Annotated in this window: 18 protein-coding genes and 1 tRNA gene; 7 read left to right on the forward strand and 12 right to left on the reverse strand. The window is 71.3% G+C overall.

Going from position 1 to position 25,783, the window contains the following annotated elements:
* The first annotated feature begins 238 nt into the window (after positions 1-238).
* Together DNK56_RS10580 and pyk are read left to right on the forward strand one after the other, a co-directional pair.
* Positions 239-940, forward strand: coding sequence for an SIMPL domain-containing protein (locus DNK56_RS10580; protein ID WP_111332849.1), 702 nt, complete (start codon positions 239-241; stop codon positions 938-940).
* A gap of 146 nt (positions 941-1,086) precedes the next feature.
* Positions 1,087-2,520: a pyruvate kinase gene (gene pyk, locus DNK56_RS10585; protein ID WP_111332851.1), complete on the forward strand. Its 1,434-nt coding sequence runs from the start codon at positions 1,087-1,089 to the stop codon at positions 2,518-2,520.
* Between the two features lie 6 nt (positions 2,521-2,526).
* Here the strand turns inward: pyk and DNK56_RS10590 are convergent, their stop codons facing one another.
* Positions 2,527-3,312 (reverse strand): helix-turn-helix domain-containing protein, encoded by a 786-nt coding sequence (locus DNK56_RS10590; RefSeq protein WP_111332854.1) that lies wholly within the window; start codon positions 3,310-3,312, stop codon positions 2,527-2,529.
* A gap of 80 nt (positions 3,313-3,392) precedes the next feature.
* Positions 3,393-3,475: transfer RNA gene (locus tag DNK56_RS10595), tRNA-Leu, on the reverse strand.
* A gap of 91 nt (positions 3,476-3,566) precedes the next feature.
* On the opposite strand from DNK56_RS10595, the gene DNK56_RS10600 reads away from it, so the two are divergent.
* Complete coding sequence (locus DNK56_RS10600) at positions 3,567-4,217, forward strand: ANTAR domain-containing response regulator (RefSeq protein WP_111332857.1); 651 nt, start codon at positions 3,567-3,569, stop codon at positions 4,215-4,217.
* Between the two features lie 68 nt (positions 4,218-4,285).
* Here the strand turns inward: DNK56_RS10600 and DNK56_RS10605 are convergent, their stop codons facing one another.
* The 7 genes from DNK56_RS10605 to DNK56_RS10635 form a co-directional block, all read right to left on the reverse strand.
* On the reverse strand, positions 4,286-5,002 hold the full coding sequence (locus tag DNK56_RS10605; protein WP_111332859.1) for an ABC transporter ATP-binding protein: 717 nt from the start codon (positions 5,000-5,002) through the stop codon (positions 4,286-4,288).
* Positions 4,999-5,877 carry an ABC transporter ATP-binding protein gene (locus tag DNK56_RS10610; RefSeq protein ID WP_111332862.1) on the reverse strand — a complete coding sequence of 293 codons (879 nt, stop codon included), beginning with the start codon at positions 5,875-5,877 and terminating at the stop codon, positions 4,999-5,001. Before DNK56_RS10610 ends, DNK56_RS10605 begins: the two co-directional genes overlap by 4 nt.
* Before the next feature lie 4 nt (positions 5,878-5,881).
* Positions 5,882-7,672: a branched-chain amino acid ABC transporter permease gene (locus DNK56_RS10615; RefSeq protein WP_111332865.1), complete on the reverse strand. Its 1,791-nt coding sequence runs from the start codon at positions 7,670-7,672 to the stop codon at positions 5,882-5,884.
* A 5-nt stretch (positions 7,673-7,677) separates the two neighbouring features.
* The gene (locus tag DNK56_RS10620) at positions 7,678-8,607 is read right to left on the reverse strand and encodes a branched-chain amino acid ABC transporter permease (protein ID WP_111332868.1); all 930 of its coding nucleotides are present in this window, start codon (positions 8,605-8,607) and stop codon (positions 7,678-7,680) included.
* Between the two features lie 102 nt (positions 8,608-8,709).
* Positions 8,710-9,927, reverse strand: a complete 1,218-nt coding sequence (locus tag DNK56_RS10625; protein ID WP_111332871.1) for a branched-chain amino acid ABC transporter substrate-binding protein — start codon at positions 9,925-9,927, stop codon at positions 8,710-8,712.
* Between the two features lie 646 nt (positions 9,928-10,573).
* Positions 10,574-11,044 (reverse strand): PaaI family thioesterase, encoded by a 471-nt coding sequence (locus tag DNK56_RS10630; protein WP_111332874.1) that lies wholly within the window; start codon positions 11,042-11,044, stop codon positions 10,574-10,576.
* 124 nt (positions 11,045-11,168) lie between these two features.
* Entirely contained in the window at positions 11,169-13,442 is a 2,274-nt protein-coding gene (locus DNK56_RS10635) for an FdhF/YdeP family oxidoreductase (RefSeq protein WP_111332877.1), read from the reverse strand.
* Positions 13,443-13,597: 155 nt separating this feature from the next.
* On the opposite strand from DNK56_RS10635, the gene polA reads away from it, so the two are divergent.
* Positions 13,598-16,309 carry a DNA polymerase I gene (polA, locus tag DNK56_RS10640; RefSeq protein WP_111332880.1) on the forward strand — a complete coding sequence of 904 codons (2,712 nt, stop codon included), beginning with the start codon at positions 13,598-13,600 and terminating at the stop codon, positions 16,307-16,309.
* Here polA and DNK56_RS10645 read toward each other — a convergent pair.
* The gene (locus DNK56_RS10645; RefSeq protein WP_111335663.1) at positions 16,295-17,224 is read right to left on the reverse strand and encodes a DUF4184 family protein; all 930 of its coding nucleotides are present in this window, start codon (positions 17,222-17,224) and stop codon (positions 16,295-16,297) included. The two genes, polA and DNK56_RS10645, sit on opposite strands and share 15 nt — an antisense overlap.
* Before the next feature lie 223 nt (positions 17,225-17,447).
* Between DNK56_RS10645 and DNK56_RS10650 the strand changes: the two genes are divergently transcribed.
* Positions 17,448-19,202, forward strand: coding sequence for a lytic transglycosylase domain-containing protein (locus tag DNK56_RS10650; protein ID WP_111332883.1), 1,755 nt, complete (start codon positions 17,448-17,450; stop codon positions 19,200-19,202).
* Between the two features lie 61 nt (positions 19,203-19,263).
* Here the strand turns inward: DNK56_RS10650 and hrpB are convergent, their stop codons facing one another.
* Together hrpB and DNK56_RS10660 are read right to left on the reverse strand one after the other, a co-directional pair.
* Entirely contained in the window at positions 19,264-21,768 is a 2,505-nt protein-coding gene (gene hrpB / locus DNK56_RS10655) for an ATP-dependent helicase HrpB (RefSeq protein WP_111332886.1), read from the reverse strand.
* A gap of 26 nt (positions 21,769-21,794) precedes the next feature.
* The gene (locus DNK56_RS10660) at positions 21,795-22,595 is read right to left on the reverse strand and encodes a class I SAM-dependent methyltransferase (RefSeq protein ID WP_199563846.1); all 801 of its coding nucleotides are present in this window, start codon (positions 22,593-22,595) and stop codon (positions 21,795-21,797) included.
* Between the two features lie 408 nt (positions 22,596-23,003).
* On the opposite strand from DNK56_RS10660, the gene rpsA reads away from it, so the two are divergent.
* Positions 23,004-24,512 (forward strand): 30S ribosomal protein S1, encoded by a 1,509-nt coding sequence (gene rpsA, locus DNK56_RS10665; protein ID WP_111332891.1) that lies wholly within the window; start codon positions 23,004-23,006, stop codon positions 24,510-24,512.
* Between the two features lie 182 nt (positions 24,513-24,694).
* Entirely contained in the window at positions 24,695-25,633 is a 939-nt protein-coding gene (locus DNK56_RS10670; protein ID WP_199563797.1) for a PAC2 family protein, read from the forward strand.
* Positions 25,634-25,783: the final 150 nt, after the last annotated feature.

Raw genomic sequence — 25,783 nt, forward strand, 5'->3', positions numbered from 1 at the left:
GTCTCCCACATCTCTGTTCTCCTGCTGCGCATCTCTTGCTGCGAAGCTCCCCGCACGCCGCCCACCCCGCCGGTCGACGCGTGGAGAACAGCCGACGAACCACACGAACGAGCGGGCGACGCGCGTAGACAATCACCCGCACACCACCCCCGGCAACACCCCCGGCAGGTTTCCATGCCATGACCACACACCGACCACCGGACGTCCCGCTGTCGTACCCGGGTGCCAGAGTGGACCCATGAACGACACCGCCCAGCCCTACGGCACCCCGGACCAGCCCCGCCTCGCCGTCCGCGGCGAAGCCCGCCTGGAAGTCGACCCCGAGATCGCCCGCCTCTCCATCACCGTCACCGCCCGCGGCAAGGACCGGCGCGCCGCCCTCGAAGACCTCACCCGCCGCAACGCCGCCGTCCTCGAACTCGCCCGCACCTACGGCGACGCCGTCGAAAAACTCGAAACCGGCGCCCTCTCCATCAGCCCCGAACTCGTCCACCGGGGCCGCGACGAGAAGATCCGCGCCTACCACGGCCGCGTCTACATCACCGCCGTCCTCAACGACTTCACCGCCCTCGGCGAATTCGTCACCCGCGTCGGCGACCTCGACATGACCCACGTCAACGGCCCCTGGTGGGCCCTGCGCCCCACCTCGCCCGCCCACGGCGAAGCCCGCCGCCAGGCCGTCCGCGAAGCCGTCCAGCGCGCCCGCGAATACGCCGGAGCACTCGGCGCCGAACTGGCCGCCCTCGTCGAACTCGCCGACATAGGCGCCGAGAACGCCGCCCCCGTCGCCTACGCCCGCCGCGCCGGCTACGGCGGCGCGCTCCCCGCCCCCGCCGGAGCGGGCGCCCCGCCGGCCCCCGCCATCGACCTCGAACCCCAGCAGCAGACCGTCTACGCACAGGTGAACGCCCGCTTCACCATGACCCCGCCGAAACTCTGAATTCCCACCCGCACGCACGGTGCGGCGTGCTCATCCGAGCACGCCGCCGCACAATTCAACAGTTGTCAATAACCCTTCATCCAAAGGTGGTTGGACAGTCATACAGAGCCAATTACCTACCCATAGGTAAGGTCTAGGCTCGACCCATGCGCCGAGCCAAAATCGTTTGCACCCTGGGACCAGCCACCGACACATACGACCAGATCAAGTCCCTGGTCGAGGCCGGAATGGACATCGCCCGCCTCAACCTCAGCCACGGCAGCTACGCCGAACACGAAGAGCGCTACCACCGCGTCCGCAAGGCGTCCGACGAGGGCCGCCGCAGCGTCGGCGTCCTGGTCGACCTTCAAGGCCCGAAGATCCGCCTCGGACGCTTCAGCGAAGGCCCCGTACTCCTTGAACGCGGCGACGACTTCACCATCACCGTCGAACCGCTGGAGGGCGACCGCCACGGCTGCGGCACCACGTACGACGGCCTCGCCACCGACGTCACCCCCGGCGAGCGCATCCTGATCGACGACGGGCGCGTCACGCTCGAAGTCACCGAGGTGGACGGCCCGCGCGTCCGCACCACCGTCATCGAGGGCGGCATGGTCTCCGACCACAAGGGCCTCAACCTCCCCGGCGTCGCCGTCTCCGTCCCCGCGCTCTCCGAGAAGGACATCGACGACCTGCGCTGGGCCATCCGCACCGGCGCCGACATCATCGCCCTCTCCTTCGTGCGCAGCGGCCGGGACATCGAGGACGTCCACCGCGTCATGGACGAGGAGGGCCGCCGCCTCCCCGTCATCGCCAAGGTCGAGAAGCCGCAGGCCGTCGACAACATCGAGGACATCGTCGCCGCCTTCGACGGCATCATGGTCGCCCGCGGCGACCTTGGCGTCGAGATGCCGCTGGAGCAGGTGCCGATCGTCCAGAAGCGGGCGATCAAGCTCGCCAAGCGGAACGCGAAGCCGGTGATCGTGGCGACGCAGATGCTCGACTCGATGATCGACAACTCCCGGCCGACCCGCGCCGAGGCGTCCGACGTCGCGAACGCCGTCATCGACGGCACGGACGCGGTGATGCTGTCCGGCGAGACGAGCGTCGGCAAGTACGCCATCGAGACGGTGCGCACGATGGCGCGCATCGTGGAGGCGGCCGAGGAGGGCATCCTCGCGAAGGGGCTGCCGCCGCTGACCGAGCGCAACAAGCCCCGCACCCAGGGGGGCGCGGTGGCCCGTGCGGCGGCGGAGATGGGCGACTTCCTCGGCGCGAAGTTCCTGGTGGCGTTCACGCAGAGCGGCGACACGGTGAAGCGGCTGTCGCGCTACCGCTCGCCGATTCCGCTCCTGGCCTTCACCCCGGACCCGGCCACCCGCTCGCAGCTGAACCTGACCTGGGGCGTCGAAACGTTCCTGGGCCCGCAGGTGGACTCCACGGACGCGATGGTCGCCCAGGTCGACGAGGAGCTCCTCAAGATCGGCCGCTGCCGCAAGGGCGACGTGGTCGTCATCACGGCCGGCTCCCCGCCCGGAGTGGCGGGCTCGACGAACCTGGTCCGCGTCCACCACATCGGCGAGGACGACAGCCCGAAGTAGGGCGGTTCAGAATTTCGGCCCGACGTGAGCGTCCATGAGGGCTACGGACGCCCGTCGGGCGACGGAGATGTTGTACTTCTTGCCCGCACGCGTGCAGTGCGTCCACTCGACGCCGAGCGTGTCGAGGGTGTCGGTGTAGAGCTGCCGGATGTCGTCCGAGACGTTGGTGAACCAGTACCGCGGGTACTCGTACCGCTTCTTGACGCCGCCGACCACCCTGGTCGTCCAGTTCATGGTCCGACAGCCGTCGGAGTGGATGAGACCGCGGACGAAGTCCCAGGGGTGGGCGTCGACGATCTCCTGCTGCCAGGGTTCGAGGGCGATGCGGCGGGTGTGCTTCATGCCGGGGCCGTGTTGAGGAAAGAGGCACCACAGGTGTTTCGAGTAGACCTTCACTTCACGGCACCCCTTTCTGCGTACCCGGCACACCGAGTTCTCGGAGAGAACGGCGCGCATCGCCTTCTCACACTCGGCCATGAGACCTGGCCAGGATTCGTCGCAGAAGACAGACAGGCTGGGCGTCTTCATGGCCTTGTTCTGAATGATGTGTCCGTCGCCCAAGTACAGGCCGAGAAGGTAGGAGTAGGCGGCCTGATCGAGCCGACCATCGCATCGAGGGCAGAGGTGGTAGCGGGTTCTCGTAGGCTCGCCGCGCTTGGCCCGGTCCATGTGTTTCCAGTAGCTGATCGTGCCGGCGGGCACGTTCAGCTTCCGCGCGACATCCGCGTTGCGTGCGCCGCCGCGCAGAAGGGTGAGGGCCTTCTGTCGTAATTCCGTGCCGTGGAAGTTCATGGGAATACGATGAGCAATCCGGGCCTGCCGCGCGCAGCAAAAAGCGGATGTTCACGAGAACGTGAACATCCGCTTCGCTGTGCCGGGTGCGGGAGTCGAACCCGCACGCCCTTTCGGGCAGATTGGTTTGAGCAATCAGCGTCTGCCGTTCCGCCAACCCGGCTGGGTGTGATTCGGAGTGTACCGGGTCACCACATGCAGTTGCAGCTAGGTAGGCTTGTGGTCAGCAGTCCTGCCCTGATTCAAGGAGCCCCGTGACCACCCCCGAGTCGCCCCAGCCCGTCGCCGATGACGACAAGTCGCACGTTCCGCCGCTGACGACCCGTGTCGTCATCGCCGAGGACGAAGCGCTCATCCGCCTCGATCTCAAAGAGATGCTCGAGGAGGAGGGGTACTCCGTGGTCGGGGAGGCCGGGGACGGGCAGCAGGCCGTCGAGCTGGCTCGGGAGCACCGCCCGGACCTGGTCATCCTGGACGTGAAGATGCCCGTCCTGGACGGGATCTCCGCCGCCGAGAAGATCGCCGAGGAGTCCATCGCCCCGGTCCTCATGCTCACCGCCTTCTCGCAGCGCGACCTCGTGGAGCGGGCCCGGGACGCCGGGGCGATGGCGTACCTGGTGAAGCCGTTCAGCAAGAGCGACGTCGTCCCGGCCATCGAGATGGCCGTTTCGCGGTTCTCCGAGCTGAAGGCCCTGGAGAACGAGGTCGCGGACCTCGCGCAGCGCCTGGAGACGCGGAAGCTGGTGGACCGGGCGAAGAGCATTCTGCAGACGGACTACGGGCTGTCGGAGCCGGAGGCGTTCCGGTGGATCCAGAAGACGTCGATGGACCGCCGGCTGTCGATGCAGCAGCTCGCCGAGGCGCTGATCGCGGACGCCGAGGAGAAGAAGAAGGCCGCGGAGTAGGGCGGCCGTACAAGGACAAGGAAGGGCCCGCGCCACCAGGCGCGGGCCCTTCCCGTTTCCGCGAGGGTTCAGTCCTCGCCGAGGTACGCCTTGCGGACGGACTCGTCGTGGAGGAGGTCCGCCCCGGTGCCGGAGAGGACGATCTTGCCGATCTCCATGACATGGCCCTGGTCCGCGAGGGACAGCGCGGCCTGGGCGTTCTGCTCGACCAGGAGGATCGTCGTACCGGAGGCCCGGAGTTCGACGATGGTCTCCATGATCTTCTGCATCATGATCGGGGAGAGCCCCATGGAGGGCTCGTCGAGCATGAGCAGCTTGGGCTGGGACATCAGCGCACGGCCCATGGCGAGCATCTGCTGCTCGCCGCCGGAGAGGGTTCCGGCGGCCTGCTTCCGGCGTTCCCCGAGGATGGGGAAGAGGTCGTAGGCGCGCTGGACGTCCTTCTCGATGCCCGCCTTGTCGGTGCGGAGGTACGCGCCGAGCAGGAGGTTCTCGGTGATCGTCAGCCGGGGGAAGATGTGGCGGCCCTCGGGGGAGTGGGCGAGGCCCATGGCGACGATCTTGTGCGCGGGGACGTTGGTGAGTGGTTGTCCCTCGAAGAGGATGCGGCCGCTGAGCGGCTTGAGCAGCCCGGAGAGGGTGCGCAGGGTGGTGGTCTTGCCGGCGCCGTTGGTGCCGATGAGGGTGACCACCTGGCCGCTCTCGACGGTGAACGAGATGCCCTTGACGGCTTCGATCTTGCCGTAGGCGACGCGGAGGTCCTCGACCTCGAGCAGTGCGGTCATCGGTTGTCCTCCTCTTCCGTGCTCGCGTCCGTGCCGGTGTGGGCTTCCGCTTCGGCCTTCTCGACCTCGGCGGCCTCCTCGGCGCCGGGGGCGCCTTCGAAGGGGGTGCCGAGGTAGGCGGCGACGACGCGTTCGTCGCTCTGGACCTCGGACGGGGTTCCCTCGACGAGTTTCTCGCCCTGGACGAGACAGGCGACGCGGTCGCAGAGGTTGAAGATGAAGCGCATGTCGTGCTCGATGACGAGGACGGCGATGCCCTGGTCCCGGATGGCGAAGATGAGGTCTTCGGTGACGCGGGTTTCCTGCGGGTTCATGCCGGCGGTGGGCTCGTCCAGGAGGAGGAGTCCGGGGTCGCTGGCGAGGGCGCGGGCGATTTCCAGCTTGCGCTGGTCTCCGTAGGGGAGGTTGCGGGCGAGGTGGTCGGCCTTGTCCTGGAGGCCGATGAACTCCAGGAGTTCCATGGCGCGTTCGCGGCCGGCCTGCTCGGCCCGGTTGAAGCCGGGCAGGCGCAGGAGGGCGGACCAGAGTCCTTCCTTGGTCCTGGTGTGGCGTCCGACGAGGACGTTCTCCAGGACGGTCATGTTGGCGAAGAGCCGGATGTTCTGGAAGGTGCGGGCGATGCCTGCCTGGGTGACGAGGTGGGGCTTGGGCGGCAGGACGGTGCCCTTGTAGCGGACGGTGCCCTCGGTGGGGACGTAGAGGCCGGTGAGGCAGTTGAAGAAGGTGGTCTTGCCGGCGCCGTTGGGGCCGATGAGACCGACGATCTCGCCGGAGTTGACGGTGAGGTCGACGCTCCGTACGGCGGTGAGGCCGCCGAAGCGCATGGTGACCCCGCCGGCGTCGAGCACGGTCGTGGCGGTGCTGGTGCTGGTCATGGTGTTACGCCCCCGCCTTGGCGATGCCGGCGTCCGTCGCGTCGGACTTCCGGGGTGTGGGCACGTCGGGCTGGTCGGGCTCGTCGTTCTCGTGGAATTCGAGCTGCTTCCTGCGGTCGGCGACCAGGCCCTCGGGGCGGAAGCGCATCAGGACGACGAGTGCGATGCCGAAGAGGAAGAGCTGGTAGTCCTGCATGAACTGCAGCTTGGCCGGGATGAGGTAGAGCAGCGCGGCGCCGACGAAGGGTCCGCTGAGGGTTCCCATGCCGCCGAGGATGACGGCGGCGAGGAGGAACGCGGAGTTCGGGGGCACGGAGCCGGCGAATTGGTACTGCTCGGGCGTCACGGTGTAGTTGACGTGGGCCTGTACGGTGCCGGCGAGGCCGGCGAGGGTGGCGCCGAGGGCGAAGGCGAGCAGCTTGAGCCGGAAGGCGTTGATGCCCATGGCGGTGGCGGCGGTCTCGTCCTCGCGGATGGCGACCCAGGCGCGGCCGATGCGGCTGTCTCCGGAGCGGCGGAAGACGAGGACGACGACGGCGGTGACGACGAGCATCAGCAGGTAGTAGTTGGCGGGCCTGCTGAGGGTGAAGGGGCCGATGTCGTGGCTGAGCCCGAAGTCGATGCCGAGGAGGTTGAGGTCGGGGATGCTGGGGATGCCCTGGGAGCCGTTGGTGAGGTCGGGTCCGCTGTTGCCGTTGAGGTTGTTCACGGTGACGCGGAAGATCTCACCGAAGCCGAGCGTGACGATGGCGAGGTAGTCGCCGCGCAGTCGGAGGGTCGGGGCGCCGATGAGGACGCCGAAGATCAGGGAGACGACGGCTCCGGTGAGGACGGCGGCCCAGAAGGGGAAGGTCACGCCGATCGCGGAGAGCGGTGCGCCGGAGACGAGTGCGGCGGCGTAGGCGCCGACGCCGAGGAAGGCGACGTAGCCGAGGTCGAGGAGGCCGGCGAGGCCGACGACGACGTTGAGGCCCAGGGCGACGGTCGCGAAGATGAGGATGTTCGCGCCGATGAGGGCGTATTCCGCGGTGTCCTGGGTGAAGGGGAAGCAGAGCGCCGCGACGAGGGCCGCGGTGAGGGTGACGTTGCGGTGCTTGGAGGTGAGTGCGGTGAGCCGGGCGACGAGTCCGGCACGGGTGAGCGCGGTGAAGCCGAAGGCCGCGGTGATGAGGAAGCCGATGAACTGTTCGGAGTCCTCGGTGGGGATGCCGATGCCGTAGGTGAAGACGTACAGCGCGAAGCCGAAGGCGACGGCGATGATGATGATCTCGGCCCAGGCCGGGAGGGCCTTGGCGCGGGGTGCCGAGGGCGCGGTGAAGCTGTGGCGGAAGCGCTGCCAGGTGCTGGGCGTGGGGCCTTCGGTGGCGGGCGGGACGTCGTCGGGGAGGCCGAGGGAGGCGATGACGGCGACGAGTGCGCCGATGCCGCTGACCCAGGCTCCGGGTTCCAGGTTGACGACGCCGCCGAGCTGGTAGGAGATGGCGCCCATGGTGTAGCCGGTGGTGCCGAGGGTGCCGAGGGCCAGGAGGCGGACGGGGCTGTTGGTGCCGCCGGGGGTGAGGGTGCGCAGTCCGGGGATGCCGTAGCCGGTGAGGGTGAAGAGCAGGGTGAGGACGGCGGCGGTGAGGGTGAGGACCTGGAGGCCGCCGGGGTAGCCGGTGACGGTGAGGTCGCCGGGGAATTCGGAGGTCCAGGTCCAGGGGAGGAACGTTCCGGCGAGTGCGGCGGCCGCGCCGGCCAGGGTGGCGGCGCGTGCGGCGGGTGCCGGGAGCGGGAGGAAGGCGTGGGTGGTCATCCGTATCACGCCCTGTCCGCGACGCGTTCGCCGAGCAGGCCCTGTGGCCGCAGCAGCAGGACGACGATGAGGAGGACGAAGGCCCACACGTCCTTCCAGGCGCCGCCGCCGAAGAGGTCCATGCCGGGGACTTCGTTCATGTAGCCGGTGGCGAGGGATTCGGCGACACCGAGGACGACGCCGCCGAGCATGGCGCCGTAGATGTTGCCGATGCCGCCGAGGACGGCGGCGGTGAAGGCCTTGAGGCCCATGATGAAGCCCATTTTGAAGCCGATCTGGCCGTTCTTGAGCCCGTAGGCGACGGCGGCGACGGCGGCGAACGCGGCACCGATGGCGAAGGCCATGACGATGATGCGGTCGGTGTTGATGCCCATGAGCTTGGCGGTGTCGGGGTCCTGCGAGGTGGCCTGCATGCCGCGGCCGGTGCGGGTCTTCGCGACGAAGAGGCCGAGGGCGAGCATGCAGAGGGGGGCGGCGATGAGGACGAAGAGGTCGCCGCGCTGGATGTGGGCGCCGAAGATGCCGATGGACGCGCCCTTGAACTGCGGGAAGGGGTGGTCCTTGGTGGCGTCGGGGTACCACTTCCAGATGGCCTGCTGGAGGGCGAGGGAGAGTCCGATCGCGGTGATCAGCGGGGCCAGGCGGGGAGCGGTGCGCAGCGGCCGGTAGGCGAAGCGTTCGGCGGCGGCGCTGATGGCGACGGAGCAGAGGACGCCGCCGATGATCATGAGGGGGAGGATGGCGAGGAGGTTGGAGCCGGCCGGCATCCAGAGGTACACGGTGAGAGCTCCGAAGCCTCCGATCATGAAGATCTCGCCGTGGGCGAAGTTGATGAGCTGGATGATTCCGTAGACCATCGTGTAGCCGATCGCGATGAGTCCGTACATCGCGCCGAGGATGAGTCCATTGGCCAGCTGTTGCGGCAGTTCGTTCACCGCAGGGCCTCCGTGGAGTGGTTCGGATATGGCGCCGCGCGGGAGTGCTCGTAGCGCTCCCGCGCGGTCTGGGTGGGGTGTGTCGGCGGGTGGCCGGGGTGGTTACGGCTTGTAGACCTCGCTGAGCTTGGAGACCCACTTGCCGCCGTCGACCTGGTAGGCGGTCATCATGGTGTTGGTGGTGTCGCCGTACTGGTCGAAGGAGACCGGGCCGGTGACGCCGTCGAACTTGACCTTGCTCATGGCCTCGAGGACCTTGGCGCGGGCGTTGTCGGGGAGCTTGCCGCCGTTCTCGGCGACCGCGATCTTGACGGCCTCGATGATTGCCCAGGTGGCGTCGTAGGTGCCGCCCCCGTACGCCTCGTAGGCGTCCTCGTAGCCGGCGGCCTCGTAGTCGGCGATGAACTTCTTGGCGGAGTCGAGCTCCTCGACGGGCTTGCCGACGGAGGTGGCGATGTCGCCCTGGGCCTTCTTGTTGAGCTTGATGAAGTCGGCGCTGTACATGCCGTCACCGCCCATGAGGGGGATCTGCACGCGGGCCTTGAGCTGCTGGCTCAGGGGGGCGCCGGCGGGGTACTCGCCGCCGTAGTAGACGGCCTTGGCGCCGGAGCTCTTGACCTTGGTGACGACGGCGTTGAAGTCGCGGTCCTCGGGGTTCACGTGGTCGGCGCCGACGATCTTGCCGCCGAGGCTGGTGAAGGTGGTCTTGAAGGAGGCCGCGAGACCGGCGCCGTAGGGCTTCTGGTCGTCGATGAGGTAGACCTGCTTGATCTTCGCGTTGTTGTACAGGTACTTCGCGGCGAAGGCGCCCTGGATCTGGTCCGTGGTGGCGGTGCGGAAGTAGGTCTTGAAGGGGCGCTTCTTGTCGCCGGTCTTCCAGTCGTTGCCCTGGGTCAGCTCGGTGCCCGTGTTGGCGGGGGAGACCTGGGTGAGGCCGGCGTCGTTGAGCGGCTTCTGCATCGACTGGGAGACGCCGGAGTTCAGCGGGCCGACGACGCCGAGGACCTTCTTGTTGTCGATGAACTTCGTGGCGTTCTGCTGGCCGACGGAGGGCTGCGCCTGGTCGTCGAGCGGCTGGACCTCGAAGGTGATGCCGGGGACCGTCTTCTCCTTGTTCGCCGTCTTGGCGGCGAGGTCGGCGGAGTTCTTGATGCCGAGGCCGAGGGCGGAGAGGTCGCCGGTCAGCGGTGCGTCGACGCCGATGACGACGGTGGTGTTGCCGCCGGAGCTGTTGCCGTCGCTCTTGTTGTCGTCGTCGCGCGACCCGCAGGCGGTGAGTGTGAGCGCCCCTGTGGTGAGCACTGCTGTGAGGATGAGCAAAGAACGGTGTCGCACGAAAGGTCCTTTCCCTGGCGCGGTCTCCTCTGCTGGAGGAGCCGTGTCGTTCGCCGGGCCGTACTGGGTTGGTACAGGGCCGTGCTGCAGACGCGCCCGGCGGCGCGGTGACTGGCCGTGACTCTAAGGGCAGTGGTGGGGGTCGGGAGTGCTGCCTGCCAAGGATGTGACTCTCTTGTTATGCCCTTGAGCAAGGCTTGAGGTGGGTGGGCGGACATGTACGGCTATTTACCGGACCGTGAAGTGACCGCAATGTGAGAACGCGCAGCTCTGCTAAGGGGCTTGGGCTGATCTTGCTGCTGTCGCCCGTGGGGCCGCGGTGCGGGCGTACGGAGGCAGGCCGCAGGGCCCGGCGGCGGAGGGGGCCGGGCTGGGAGCGCCGGGGCGGGGCCCCGCACCTCGCGCGTTGGTTACGCAGCGTTACGGTGACGGGGGTGCGGCGACACGGTGTGGTGGCGGGGGTGTGGGGGATGCGGTAGCTGAGTGGGCCACGGAACGGCCCACCGGGTCAAGGGGGTTGAGGTGGCGGCGGGCCAAATTCCTTGCGTGGGGCGGTGGTTGTGCCCGGGTATGCCGCTGCCCGGCCGTTCTGGCGGACGGCCGGGCAGCGGGGTGGGGGTGTGGCGCGGGGTCAGCCGGCCTGCGGGGCGGGGGCGTCGCGCAGGAGGCAGGTGAGGCGGGCGGTGCAGACGCGCTTGTCGTGCTCGTCGGTGATGGAGATCTCGTACGTGGCGGTGGACCGGCCGCGGTGTACGGGGGTCGCGACGCCGGTGACGAGGCCGCTCCGTACCCCTCGGTGATGGGTGCAGTTCAGGTCGACGCCCACGGCGACCTTGGCCGGGCCGCCGTGGAGCATGGAGCCGACGGAGCCCAGGGTCTCGGCGAGGACGGCGGAGGCGCCGCCGTGCAGGAGTCCGTAGGGCTGGGTGTTGCCCTCGACGGGCATGGTGCCGACGACGCGCTCGGCGGAGGCTTCGAGGACGCGTACGCCCATGCGTTCCCCGAGGTGGCCGGCGGAGAACAGGGCGGGCAGGTCCACGCCGAGCGCGGCGTACTCGTCGATGATCTCCTGGGGGAACGTGGGTGCGGTGTGCTCGCCCATGGGGCCGCCTTCCGTCGCTGTGCGGTGGTGCGTGTCTGTGTTGTTCCTATCAGACGACTGAGCGAGCGCTTAGTCCACGGGTCCGCAGGGTCGCGGGGCCACGCCTTCACGGGGCCGCGCGTTCTCAGCGCGCGGGTTCGAAGCGCACCACGACGGACTTGGAGGCGGGAGTGTTGCTGGTGTCGGCGGTGGAGTCGAGGGGGACCAGGACATTGGTCTCCGGGTAGTACGCGGCGGCGCAGCCCCGGGCGGTGGGGTAGTGGACGACGCGGAAGCCGGGTGCGCGGCGCTCCACGCCGTCCTTCCACTCGCTGACGAGGTCGGTGTAGGAGCCGTCGGCGAGCCCGAGCGCGGTGGCGTCGTCGGGGTGGACGAGGACGACGCGGCGGCCCCCCTTGATGCCCCGGTAGCGGTCGTCGAGGCCGTAGATCGTGGTGTTGTACTGGTCGTGGGAGCGCAGCGTCTGGAGCAGCAGCCGGCCCTCGGGCGGCTTCGGGTACTCGACGGGCGCGGCGGTGAAGTTGGCCCGGCCGGTGTCCGTGGGGAAGCGGCGGGAGTCGCGGGGGGCGTGCGGCAGGGTGAAGCCGCCGGGGTGCGCGATGCGCGCGTTGAAGTTCTCGAAGCCGGGGACGACGCGGGATATGCGGTCGCGGATGGTGGCGTAGTCGTGCTCGAAGTCCTCCCAGGGGGTGGCGGAACCGGGGCCGAGGACAGCGCGGGCGAGGCGGGCGACGATGGCGGGCTCGGAGAGCAGGTGGGGGCTCGCGGGGGTGAGGTTGCCGCGCGAGGCGTGGACCTTGCTCATGGAGTCCTCGACGGTGACGAACTGCTTGCCGCTCGCCTGGACGTCCTTGTCGGTGCGGCCGAGGGTGGGCAGGATCAGCGCGCGGGTGCCGGTGACGGCGTGCGAGCGGTTGAGCTTGGTGGAGACGTGGACGGTGAGGCGGGCGTTGCGCATGGCCGCCTCGGTGACGTCGGTGTCGGGGGTGGCGGCGACGAAGTTGCCGCCCATGGCGAAGAACACCTTGGCGTCGCCGTCGCGCAGGGCGCGGATGGCGCGGACCACGTCGTAGCCGTGGTGGCGCGGCGAGGTGATGCCGAACTCCGTGTCGAGGGCGTCGAGGAAGGCCGTGGAGGGGCGCTCGAAGATGCCCATGGTGCGGTCGCCCTGGACGTTGGAGTGGCCGCGCACGGGGCAGACCCCGGCGCCGGGCCGGCCGATGTTGCCGCGCAGCAGGAGGAAGTTGACGATCTCGCGGATGGTCGGCACGGAGTGCTTGTGCTGGGTGAGGCCCATGGCCCAGCAGACGACGGTGCGTTCGGAGGCGAGGACGAGTGCGAGGGCCTGCTCGATGGCGGCGCGGTCGAGGCCGGTCGCGGCGAGGGTCTCGTCCCAGTCGGCCGCGGCCGCCGCGGCGGCGAACTCCTCGTAGCCGTGGGTGTGTTCGGCGACGAACCGCTCGTCGACGGCGCCCTCGGTGTCCAGGATCAGCTTGTTGAGGAGGCGGAAGAGGGCCTGGTCGCCGCCGATGCGGATCTGCAGGAACAGGTCGTTGAGGGGGGTGCCCCTGACCATGCCGTGCGGGGTCTGCGGGTTCTTGAAGCGTTCGAGGCCGGCCTCGGGCAGCGGGTTCACCGAGATGATCTTCGCGCCGGCGGCCTTGGCCTGTTCCAGGGCGGAGAGCATCCGGGGGTGGTTGGTGCCGGGGTTCTGTCCGGCGATGATGATCAGGTCGGCGTGGTGCAGGTCCTCCAGGGAGACCGAGCCCTTGCCGACACCGATGGTCTCGGTGAGCGCGGAGCCCGAGGACTCGTGGCACATGTTGGAGCAGTCCGGCAGGTTGTTGGTGCCGAATTCGCGGGCGAAGAGCTGGAGGAGGAAGGCGGCCTCGTTGCTGGTGCGCCCGGAGGTGTAGAAGACGGCCTCGTCGGGGGAGGAGAGGGCGCCCAGCTCCTCGGCGATGATCTCGAAGGCGCGCTCCCAGGTCACCGCCTGGTACCGGTCGGCGCCTTCCGGCAGGTACACCGGCTGGGTGATGCGGCCCTGCTGGCCGAGCCAGTAGCCGCTGCGCCCGGCGAGGTCGCCCACGGGGTGGGCGGCGAAGAAGTCCGGGGTCACCCGGCGCAGCGTGGCCTCCTCGGCGACGGCCTTGACGCCGTTCTCGCAGAACTCGGCGACGTGCCGCTTGTCGCCCTCGGGCCAGGCGCAGCCGGGGCAGTCGAAGCCGTCCTTCTGGTTGACCTTGAGGAGGGTCTGCGCGGAGCGGCGCAGTCCCATCTGGCGCTGGGCGACGCGCAGGCTCTCGGCGACGGCGGGCAGCCCGGCCGCGGCATGCTTGGCCGGGCCGACCTGCGGGGCGTCCTGGACGGGGTCTCCTGCGGGCGGCTTGCCGGCCATGCTGCTCCCCTTCGGGTCTGCTGCGGGCCCCCGGGAGGTGTCTGGTGGGTCCGCCGGGTGTGTTTCCTTGTCTCTGATCCTGGCACGCGGGGCGGGTGGTGCGCCCGGCGAGGCGGCCGGTCCGGATTGTCAGTGGGTCGTGGCAGGATCGGGGTGTGGCTGAGACGGCATCGAAGAAGACGGCAGACAACCGACCGCGCCTGCTCCTGATGGACGGGCACTCCCTGGCGTACCGGGCGTTCTTTGCGCTGCCCGCGGAGAATTTCACGACGGCGGCGGGCCAGCCGACGAACGCGGTGTACGGCTTCATGTCGATGCTCGCGAACACCTTGCGTGACGAGGCGCCGACGCATTTCGCGGTGGCGTTCGACGTCTCCCGCAAGACGTGGCGGGCGCAGGAGTTCCCGGAGTACAAGGCGAACCGGTCGAAGACCCCCGACGAGTTCAAGGGGCAGGTCGAGCTGATCGGCGAGCTGCTCGACGCGATGCACGCGGACCGGTTCGCGGTCGAGGGCTTCGAGGCGGACGACGTCATCGCGACGCTGGCGACGCAGGCCGAGGCGGCCGGTTTCGAGGTGCTGATCGTCACGGGCGACCGCGATTCGTTCCAGCTGATCACGGACGACGTGACCGTGCTGTACCCGACCAAGGGCGTCTCCGAGCTGACCCGGTTCACGCCGGAGAAGGTCGTCGAGAAGTACGGGCTCACGCCCCGGCAGTATCCGGACTTCGCGGCGCTGCGCGGTGACCCGTCGGACAACCTTCCGAGCATTCCCAAGGTCGGGGAGAAGACCGCCGCGAAGTGGATCAACCAGTTCGGTTCGTTCGACGAGCTGATCGCGCGGGCCGACGAGGTCAAGGGCGTCGCCGGGCAGAACCTGCGGGACCATCTGGACGCGGTGAAGCTGAACCGCGTGCTGACGGAGATGGTCCGGGACGTGGAGCTGCCGAAGACCCCGGCCGAGCTGGAGCGCGCCCCCTACGACCGTACGGCGGTCACCGGCATCCTGGACATCCTGGAGATCCGCAATCCGAGCCTGCGCGAGCGCCTGCTCGCCGTCGATCCGGGCGCCGCGGAGGCCCAGCCGCCCGCGCCGGCCGCCGGGATCGAGCTGGACGGCGCGGTGCTGGGCGCCGGTGAGCTGGCCCCCTGGCTCGCGGAGCACGGCGGTGAGCCGCTCGGCGTCGCCACGGTGGACACCTGGTCGCTCGGCAGCGGCACGGTGACGGAGATCGCGCTCGCCGCGGCGGGCGGGGCGGCGGCCTGGTTCGACCCGGCGCTGCTGGACGAGGGCGACGAGCGGGCGTTCGCGGCGTGGATCGCGGACCCGGCCCGGCCCAAGGTCATGCACAACGCCAAGGGCGCGATGCGGGTCTTCCCGGAGCACGGCTGGCGGATCGGCGGCGTCTCGATGGACACCGCGCTCGCCGCCTACCTGGTCAAGCCCGGCCGGCGCTCCTTCGCGCTGGACGCCCTGGCCGTGGAGTACCTGGGCCGGGAGCTGGCCCCGGCGGCCGCGGCGGACGGGCAGCTGGCCTTCGGCGCGGAGGACCAGGCCGAGGCCGACGCGCTGATGACGCAGGCCCGCGCCGTCCTGGACCTGGGCGAGGCGTTCACGGAGCGGCTGAAGGAGGTCGGCGCGGCCGAGCTGCTGCACGACATGGAGCTGCCGACGTCGATCCTGCTGGCCCGTCTGGAGCGGCACGGCATCGCGGCGGACCGGGCCCACCTGGAGGGCATGGAGCAGCAGTTCGCCGGGGCCGTCCAGCAGGCGGTGAAGGAGGCGCACGCGTCGGTGGGCCGGGAGTTCAACCTCGGTTCGCCCAAGCAGCTGCAGGAGGTGCTGTTCGGCGAGCTGGGCCTGCCGAAGACCAAGAAGACGAAGACCGGGTACACGACGGACGCGGACGCGCTGGCCTGGCTGGCCGCCCAGACGGAGCACGAGCTGCCGGTGCTCATGCTCCGCCACCGCGAGCAGGCGAAGCTGCGGGTCACGGTCGAGGGCCTGGTGAAGTCGATCGCGGCGGACGGCCGTATCCACACCACGTTCAACCAGACGGTGGCGGCGACCGGCCGGCTCTCCTCCACCGACCCGAACCTGCAGAACATCCCGGTCCGGACGGACGAGGGCCGGGCGATCCGCCGGGGCTTCGTCGTCGGCGAGGGCTTCGAGACGCTGATGACGGCGGACTACAGCCAGATCGAGCTGCGGGTCATGGCCCACCTCTCGCAGGACGCCGGACTGATCGAGGCGTTCACCTCCGGCGAGGACCTGCACACGACGGTCGCCTCGCAGGTCTTCGGCGTCGAGAAGTCGGCCGTCGACCCGGAGATGCGGCGCAAGATCAAGGCCATGAGCTACGGCCTGGCGTACGGGCTGTCCGCCTTCGGCCTCTCCCAGCAGCTGAACATCGAGGCGGGCGAGGCGCGCGTCCTGATGGACACCTACTTCGAGCGGTTCGGCGGGGTGCGGGACTATCTGCACCGGGTGGTGGAGGAGGCCCGCGCCACCGGCTACACCGAGACGATCTTCGGCCGCCGCCGCTACCTCCCCGACCTGAACAGCGACAACCGCCAGCGCCGCGAGACCGCCGAGCGGATGGCGCTCAACGCCCCGATCCAGGGCACCGCCGCCGACATCGTCAAGGTGGCCATGCTCCAGGTCGACCGGGCGCTGACCGAGGCGGAGCTGAAGTCGCGGATGCTGCTCCAGGTCCACGACGAGATCGTGCTGGAGATCGCCGCGGGCGAGCGGGAGCGGGTGGAGGGCATCCTGCGCCACGAGATGTCCACGGCGGTGCGGCTGCGCGCCCCGCTGGACGTGTCGGTCGGCGTCGGCGGCGACTGGGAGTCAGCGGCCCACTGACCCGCTCCGGCCGGGGCCCCCGAAGGCCCCGGCCGCGCCCGTCTCCGTCTCCGTACCGTCCTCGGCGCCGTCCCCGGCGCGCGGGCCCGTGTTCCGGCGTACGGGAGCCAGCCGTACCGCCGCCGCGTACAGCAGGAGCCCCGCGGCCAGGCCGGAGCCCGCGCCGAAGCAGAGCGTCGGGATGATGTCCAGCGGGGTGTCGATGTGCCCGAAGTACGCGTACCAGCGGGCGCACCGGTGCGCCGTGCCCAGGACCACGCACAGCCCGATCCAGGCGAACGCCCACCGCCGCGCCCGCCGGTCAGGCACCGACGCGGGCAGCGGCCGCTCCCCGGTCCGCCGCAGCCCCGACACGGCGAACCAGCCGAGCAGCAGCAGCGCCGGGGCCGACGTGCCGTACTGGACCAGGGTGGCCACGGGCAGCCCCGCCGCGCTGCCGTCGAGCCCCGGCACCAGACGGACGCCCCACCGGCCCTGATGCGTGAAGGCGTCCCAGACGACATGCGTGGCGGAGCCGAGCGCCGCCGACACCGCGAACCGGGCGGCGCCGCGCAGCCCCACCGCCCGAAGCCCGGCCCCGGTCGCGGCCCCGGCCCCGGACCCGCCGCCCCGCAGCCACGCGTGGACCCGCCCCTGCCGGCGCGGAGGCAGCAGCGCCACCAGCGGATCGCGCAGCAGCAGCCACAGGGCGAGCGCGAGGGCCGTGATCAGGACATCCACGGTGAGCGCGCCCCACACCGCGTGGGTGACCTCCCCGAACTCCATCGCGCCCGGAATCACCGAATCCGCGAAGTAGGTGAGATCGGGGGCGAACGACCCGGCGACCAGGGCCGAGGCGATGAGCGGACCGCGGCCCGTGCCGTCCCGCCGTATCCCCGGCAGCACGGCGGCGGCATGACTGAGCGTGAAGGGCATGCGGGCAGTATGCGTGACCCGGAAGGACCGGCGGACGGCGCCCGATCGTGCGACGGCCCACGTCACGAACACGTCCGCACATGGACAACTTGTGTTCAGGAAGGTGAGAAAGCGGTAAGAACAGGCCCGGCCGCCGTGTGCGCACCGCAAGACGTGCCGTAGGGTCGCCTGAGTCCAGGCGCGGGGGAGCGCCGAGAGCGACGAGGGGGAGGGCCCACACGTCATGGCAGCGCAATTCGGTCGCCGGCTGTACAGAGGGGCGGCCACCACCGCCGTCGCAGCGCTCGCGGTGGCGGCTCTCTCCGCCTCGCAGGCTCCCGGCTCCCCGCTGGTCGCGGCCGAGGGCGGCGACCACCCGCCCGTCGGTGCCTCGACCCCCACCGAGCAGGGCGGCGGCGCCTCCGGCGACTCGCCGTACTACACCGACCTGCCGCCGCTGAACACGCCGCAGAAGCCCGGCGGTTCGGTGGACGTACCGGTGACCGGAAGCCGTGAGTCCGGCATACCCGCCTCCGTCCTGGCGGCGTACCGGAAGGCCGAGCGGACCATCGCGGCCACCGACCCGGCCTGCCGGCTGCCGTGGCAACTGCTCGCCGCGATCGGCAAGGTGGAGTCCGGACAGGCCCGGGGCGGCCGGGTCGACGCGCAGGGCACCACGCTCTCCCCGATCCTCGGCCCCGCCCTCGACGGCAACGGCTTCGCCCTCATCAAGGACACCGACAACGGCGCCTACGACGGCGACCGGACGCACGACCGGGCGGTCGGCCCGATGCAGTTCATCCCGTCCACCTGGGCCAGTTGGGGCCAGGACGGCAACGACGACGGCCGCAAGGACCCCAACAACATCTACGACGCCGCGCTCGCCGCCGGACGCTACCTCTGCGCCGGCCCCCGCGACCTGTCGATTGCCACCGACCTGGACCGGGCCGTCCTCAGCTACAACCACTCGGACGTGTACCTGCGTACGGTCCGCTCCTGGTTCTCGTACTACAACCGGGGCACGCACGAGGTCCCGGACGGCACCGGCGTGCTGCCCACCGGCCCGACCAGCCGCAACCCCGGCCCCACCCGGCCCGGCGGCGGCCCCTCCACCTCGCCGTCGACGCCCTCGCCGTCCACGACCCCCGAGCCGGGCGGTTCGAAGAAGCCCACGCCCCCCTCCGAGCCGAGCCCCGAGCCGTCCAAGCCGGGCGAGGCCGGCAAGCCGCCGACGCACACCCCGAAGCCGGAGCCCAGCCCGACCCAGACGGTCACGGTGCTGCAGAACACCGGCTCCGCGACGCTGACCGCCACCGCCGGCGACACCTTCGACCAGGACATCGCCGTCCGGGCGCGCAACGGCTCCGGCGGCGCGGTCGCCAAGGCGTCGGTGACCTTCACCATCGCCGGCGACACCGGCGCCACGTTCGAGGGCGGCGCCAGGACGGCCACCGTCAGGACCGGCGCGGACGGCATCGCCACCGCCCCGGCGCTCCACGCGGGCGAGAAGACCGGCGAGTTCACCGTCCGGGCCGCGGTGGCGGGCACCTCGGCGCGGGCCGTCGCGTTCACGGCGACGGTCACCGCCCGGCAGGCCGACGCCCTCACCCGGACCGGCACCGCGGAGCTGACCGCCGTCGCCGGCGGGGCGTACGACGCCATCACGGTCGCCGCCACCCACAAGGGCGCGGCCGCGGGCGGGGTCGCCGTCACCGCGACGATGATCACCGACGCCGAGGTGCCCGCCCAGAACGACAAGGGCCCGTACTGCACCGACGACGAGGGCAACCCCGTCCGCAGCGTCGTGCTCACCACGGCGGCGGACGGCAGCCTGAAGCTCCCGACGTTCTACGCGGACGGCCCGGCCGGTACGTACAAGCTGCGGCTCACCGCCGAGGGCGGCGGCTCGCTCGTCATCGAGCTCACCGTCGAGGAGCGCGCGGACGCCACGGCCACCCCGACCCCCACGGCCACCCCGGCCGCCACCACCGCCCCCTGACCCCGTCAGCGCCCGCCCGGCAGCCCCCGCGCCGCACCCCGGCCCGGGGGCTGCCCCGCGCTCACTCCCGCGCGAGCCGCGCCTTCGTGAACCGGGTGGCCTCCGCCGTCGCCGGGTCCTCGGGCCACGGATGCTTCGGATACCGGCCGCGCAGCTCGGCGCGCACCGCCTTGTAGCCCCCGCCCCAGAACGACGCCAGATCCGCCGTCACCGCGGCGGGCCGCCCGGCCGGGGACAGCAGATGGACCAGGACCGGCACCCCCGCCACCCGCGGCGTCTCCCGCAGTCCGAACAGCTCCTGGAGCTTCACCGCGAGCACCGGCTGCTCCCCGCCGTACTCCACCCTGATCCGCGAACCGCTCGGCACCTCGATCCGCTCCGGCGCCAGCTCGTCCAGCCGCACCGCCTCACCCGTCGCCCACGGCAGCAGCCTGCGCAGCGCCTGGCCCGCGTCGATCGCGGCCAGGTCGGCCCGCCGCCGCGCCCGCGACAGCTCCGGCTCCAGCCACTCCTGGGGCCGCGCCAGCAGTGCCCCGTCCGACACATCCGGCCAGGCCCCGCCCAGCACCCGGTGCAGAAAGGCCAGCCGCTCCCGCAGCTGCGCCGCGTCCCGGCCCCAGCGCAGCAGCCCCGGCCCCTCCCGCCGCAGCCCCTCCAGCAGGGCCGCGCGCACCAGCGCCGGATCGGGCTGCTTCAGCGGGCGCGCCGACAGCTCGACCGCCCCCAGCCGCTCCACCCGGCGCGCCACCACGTCCCGGCCGTCCCAGCGCACCTCCTCGCCCGCGAACCGCAGCGGCCCGGCCGCCAGGCGCGCGGTGTCCTCGTCCACGACGGCCGCGAGCCGCACCCGCGCGGACGCCGCGTGCGCCGGCCGGTCCGCCACCGCGACGGCCAGCCAGGAAGCGCCGCGCAGCCCGGAGCCCTCGCCCGGCTCCGCGCCCGTGCCCGACACCATCAGGAACGCCCCGCCGCCCCGCGCCCGCGCCACCCGCTCCGGGAAGGCCAGCGCCGCCACCAGACCGGCCGCCGCGTCGTCCGACACCGGCCGGCCACCGCCGCCGTCGCCCTCGACCCCGGACGACAGCCGCCGCACCTCCCGGCGCCAGCGGTCCGCGTAGGCGTCCCGGCCCCGGCGCGCGGTGCGCAGCGCCGCCGCCAGGTCGTCCCCGTACGCGCGGGGCGGCTCCTCGCTCAGCAGCGCCACCACCTCGGCGGCCCGGCGGCCCCCGACCTCGGCCGCCCCGTCCAGCAGCGCCCTGGCCAGCCGGGGATGCAGCCCGAGCCGGGACATCCGCACGCCCCGCTCGGTGACCCGGCCGTCCGGCCCGACCGCGCCGACCGCGGCCAGGACCTCGCGCGCGGCGGCCATCGCCCCTTCCGGAGGCGCGTCGAGCAGCGCCAGCCCGGAGGCGTCCGGATCGCCCCAGCAGGCCGCCTGGAGGGCGAACGCCGACAGATCGGCCACCCTGATCTCCGGGGACGGGAACCGGGCGAGGCGCCCGTCCTCCGCGTGGTCCCAGCAGCGGTAGACGGTGCCCGGTGCCTCGCGCCCCGCCCGGCCCGCGCGCTGGCGGCCCGCCGCCTGCGAGGCCCGTACGGTCGTCAGCGCGCTCAGGCCCCGCGCGTGATCGGTGCGCGGCTCCCTGGCCAGCCCGGAGTCCACGACCGTCCGCACCCCGGGGACCGTCAGCGACGACTCCGCCACCGAGGTCGCGAGCACCACCCGCCGGCCCCCGGACGAACCCGCCAGCACCGCGTCCTGCACCGCCGCCGGGGCCCGTCCGTGCACCTGGAGCACCTCGGCCCCGACGCCCGCCAGCTCACCGGCCACCCGGCCGATCTCGCCGACGCCGGGCAGGAAGCACAGCACGTCGCCGTCCCGCTCGGCCAGCGCCCGCCGCACCACGGAGGCGACGTGGCGCAGCAGCGCCGGGTCCACCCTCATCCCGTGCGGCGGCCGCACCGGCGCGGCCGGCGGGGCCCAGACGACCTCCACCGGATGCGACACGCCCCGCGCCTCGACCACCGGGGCGTCGCCCAGCAACCGGGCCCAGCCCTCGGCGTCCGTGGTCGCGGAGGCGGCCACCAGCCGCAGGTCGGGGCGGAGCGCCGCGCGTACGTCCAGGAGAAAGGCGGCCACCGTGTCCGCGTCGAGGTGCCGTTCGTGGCACTCGTCGATGATCACCGCGTCCACCCCGGCCAGCTCCTGGTCGCGCTGGAGCCGCTGGAGCAGCACCCCGGTGGTGACGACCTCCACCACGGTGTCCGGGCCCACCACCCGCTCGCCGCGCACGGTGAACCCGACGCGCTGCCCGGTCCGCTCGCCCAGCAGCCACGCCATGCGCCGGGCGGCGGCGCGGGCGGCGATCCGGCGGGGCTCGGCGACGACGACCCGGCGCACCGGGCCGTCCCCGGTCAGCCCGGCGAGGGCGAGCGGCACGAGGGTGGTCTTGCCGGTGCCGGGGGGTGCGCACAGCACCGCGACCCCCCGGTCGTCGAGCGCGCGCCGCAGGGCGGGCACGGCGGTGCGGACGGGCAGCGGGTCGAGGGCGTCGGTGCGGATCACGCCCCCAGTCTCGTACGGGCGGTGGCTCAGTCGCGTACGCAGACGAAGATCGCGGTGCCCGGGATCAGGTTGCCGCGCAGCGGGGACCAGCCGCCCCACTCCTGGTCGTTCCAGGCGGGCCACTCCGGTTCCACCAGGTCCACCAGCCGGAAGCCGCCCGCGACGACGTCCCGCACCCGGTCGCCGAGCGTGCGGTGGTGCTCCACGTACACGGCCTCGCCGCGTTCGTCCTGTTCGACGTAGGGGGTGCGGTCGAAGTAGGAGGCGGCCACCGACAGGCCCTCGGGGCCCGGCTCGTCGGGGAAGGCCCAGCGCACGGGGTGCGTGACGGAGAAGACCCAGCGGCCGCCGGGGCGCAGCACGCGGTGGACCTCGCGGAAGACCTGGACCGGGTCGGCGACGAAGGGCACGGCGCCGTAGGCGGAGCAGGCCAGGTCGAAGGAGCCGGCGCGGAACGGCAGCCGTCCGGCGTCCGCCTCGACCAGCGGCAGGCCCTCGCCGATGCGCAGGGCGTGCTGGAGCTGGCGGTGGGAGAGGTCCAGGGCGACGGGGCGGGCGCCCCGGGCGGCCAGCCAGCGCGAGCACTGGGCCGCGCCGGCGCCGATCTCCAGGACGTCGAGGCCCTTGAGCGAGGCGGCGGGGCCCAGCAGCGCGGCGTCCGCCTCGTCCAGCCCCTCCGGGCCCCAGACGAAGCGGTCGTCGCCGAGGAAGGCGCCGTGGTCGTTCTGGTACTCGTCGGCGTTGCGGTCCCACCAGCCGCGGCTGGCCCGGCTGCTCTCGGCGGTACCGGCGCTGCGGCGGGTCGCCTCGGGTTCGGCGGCGTCCATCTCTTGGCTCATCGTGTCCGTCGTTGTAGTTTGCCTTCACCCCGTCGTACGCGGTACGTACCAAGGGGCGGGTGCGGTGCGGAATCCGTGTGTCCGGGCGTGTTCGGACACGATCCGGCCTCGGTGAAGCCGAGTTGTGCCGGGCATGGGGCGTTTCGCCCGTGGTGTCCGCCTTCGCGCATTGACCCTGCCCTGCTGCCCCCGTATGCTACAAGTTGCGCTGCGAGCCTGCGCTCCTCAGACCTAGCAGGCCGCGCTCGCACCTGTTGCATGTCCCTCGGTTGTCGAGGCGCCGCCCGGTTCATCGGGTGGGGCGCTTCCCAGGCTGTCCGGCTTCTGCAGAGGCGATACGGGCTTTCGGCGTGGCAGTACCTACGACTCAATGTCCGTACCGGAGCCCTTTCCCACATGACGAGCAGCACCGAGACCACCGCCACCACTCCGCAGGTTGCGGTCAACGACATCGGCGACGCGGACGCGTTCCTCGCGGCGATCGACGAGACGATCAAGTACTTCAACGACGGCGACATCGTTGACGGTGTCATCGTCAAGGTTGACCGGGACGAGGTTCTCCTCGACATCGGTTACAAGACCGAAGGCGTCATCCCGAGCCGCGAGCTCTCGATCAAGCACGACGTCGACCCGAACGAGGTCGTCAAGGTCGGTGACGAGATCGAGGCCCTGGTTCTCCAGAAGGAGGACAAGGAAGGCCGCCTGATCCTCTCGAAGAAGCGCGCTCAGTACGAGCGTGCCTGGGGCACCATCGAGAAGATCAAGGAAGAGGACGGCATCGTCACCGGTACCGTCATCGAGGTCGTCAAGGGTGGTCTCATCCTCGACATCGGCCTCCGCGGCTTCCTGCCGGCGTCGCTCGTCGAGATGCGCCGCGTCCGTGACCTCCAGCCGTACGTGGGCAAGGAGCTCGAGGCCAAGATCATCGAGCTGGACAAGAACCGCAACAACGTGGTCCTGTCCCGCCGTGCCTGGCTGGAGCAGACCCAGTCCGAGGTCCGCCAGACGTTCCTCACGACCCTCCAGAAGGGTCAGGTCCGCTCCGGCGTCGTCTCCTCGATCGTCAACTTCGGTGCCTTCGTGGACCTGGGCGGCGTCGACGGTCTGGTGCACGTCTCCGAGCTGTCCTGGAAGCACATCGACCACCCCTCCGAGGTCGTCGAGGTCGGCCAGGAGGTCACCGTCGAGGTCCTCGACGTCGACATGGACCGCGAGCGCGTCTCCCTGTCGCTCAAGGCGACGCAGGAAGACCCGTGGCAGCAGTTCGCCCGTACGCACCAGATCGGGCAGGTCGTCCCCGGTAAGGTCACCAAGCTCGTTCCGTTCGGTGCGTTCGTCCGCGTGGACGAGGGCATCGAGGGCCTGGTCCACATCTCCGAGCTGGCCGAGCGCCACGTGGAGATCCCGGAGCAGGTCGTCCAGGTCAACGACGAGATCTTCGTCAAGGTCATCGACATCGACCTCGAGCGCCGTCGCATCAGCCTCTCGCTGAAGCAGGCCAACGAGGCGTTCGGCGGCGACCCGGCCTCGGTCGAGTTCGACCCGACCCTGTACGGCATGGCCGCGTCCTACGACGACCAGGGCAACTACATCTACCCCGAGGGCTTCGACCCCGAGACCAACGACTGGCTCGAGGGCTTCGAGGCTCAGCGCGAGGTCTGGGAGACCCAGTACGCAGAGGCGCAGCAGCGCTTCGAGCAGCACCAGGCCCAGGTCATCAAGTCCCGCGAGGCCGACGAGGCCGCTGCCGCCGAGGGCGCTGCCGCCTCCGCCGGCAACACGCAGGCCGCCTCGGGCGGCAGCGGCGGCTCCTACTCCTCGGAGTCCTCGGACAACTCCGGCGCCCTGGCGTCGGACGAGGCCCTGGCCGCGCTCCGCGAGAAGCTGGCGGGCGGCCAGAGCTGACGCTCCGGCCCTCCCGGCATCGACCGCGGTAGGTGAGTGACCGTGAGGCCCGTCCCCTTCGGGGGGCGGGCCTCACGCGTTTTCCGCCGCCGAAACGCCGGGTACGGGGAAACACCGGGTACGGGGAATGCCGTTGATCCGCGGGACGTTGTTTCCCAGGAACACAAGGAGGAGCGGTAACCGTGCCTGATCCGCAGAGTTTGTACGAATGGGAGCCGAAGGGCCTGGCTGTCGTCGACATGGCGCTCGCCCAGGAGTCGGCCGGCCTGGTCATGCTCTACCACTTCGAGGGGTACATCGACGCGGGTGAGACCGGTGAGCAGATCGTCGACGGCCTGCTCGAATCGCTGCCGCACCAGGTGGTGGCCCGCTTCGACCACGACCGCCTGATCGACTACCGTGCCCGCCGCCCGCTGCTGACGTTCAAGCGCGACCGCTGGTCCGCGTACGACACCCCGGCGCTGGAGGTCCGTGTCGTCCAGGACGCCACGGGCGCGCCGTTCCTGCTGCTCTCCGGCCCGGAGCCCGACGTGGAGTGGGAGCGGTTCGCCGCCGCCGTCGAGGAGGTCGTCGAACGGCTCGGCGTCCGGCTCGCGGTCAACTTCCACGGCATCCCGATGGGCGTTCCGCACACCCGCCCCGTCGGCATCACCCCGCACGGCAACCGCACCGACCTGATGCCCGGCCACCGCAGCCCCTTCGAGGAGGCGCAGGTGCCCGGCTCCGCCGAGGCGCTCGTCGAGTACCGGCTGATGGAGGCGGGCCACGACGTGCTCGGCGTCGCCGCCCACGTCCCGCACTACGTCGCCCGCTCCGCCTACCCCGACGCGGCGCTCACCGCCCTGGAGGCGATCACCGCCGCCACGGGCCTGGTGCTCCCGTCCGTCGCGCACGCCCTGCGCACCGAGGCGCACCGCACCCAGACGGAGATCGACCGCCAGATCGGCCAGGGCGACGAGGAGCTGGTCTCGCTGGTCGAGGGCCTTGAGCACCAGTACGACGCGGTCGCGGGCGCCGAGACCCGCGGCAACCTGGTCGCCGAGCCCGCGGACCTGCCGTCCGCCGACGAGATCGGCCTGGAGTTCGAGAAGTTCCTCGCCGAGCGCGAGGGCGATGCCTGACCCCACCACCCGAGCCGCCTCCCAGTGCCCGCCTCCCCCGACCGCACCGATCAGGGAAGGCGGGCACCCAGGGCCTTTCGTTCGGATCATGCCGGGCTCGCGGGGGCTGGTGCCGCACCTCGCGGCGTTGTCGTCAATCACCAACGCTCC

The sequence above is a fragment of the Streptomyces sp. AC1-42W genome (assembly GCF_003248355.1).
Classification (GTDB): domain Bacteria; phylum Actinomycetota; class Actinomycetes; order Streptomycetales; family Streptomycetaceae; genus Streptomyces.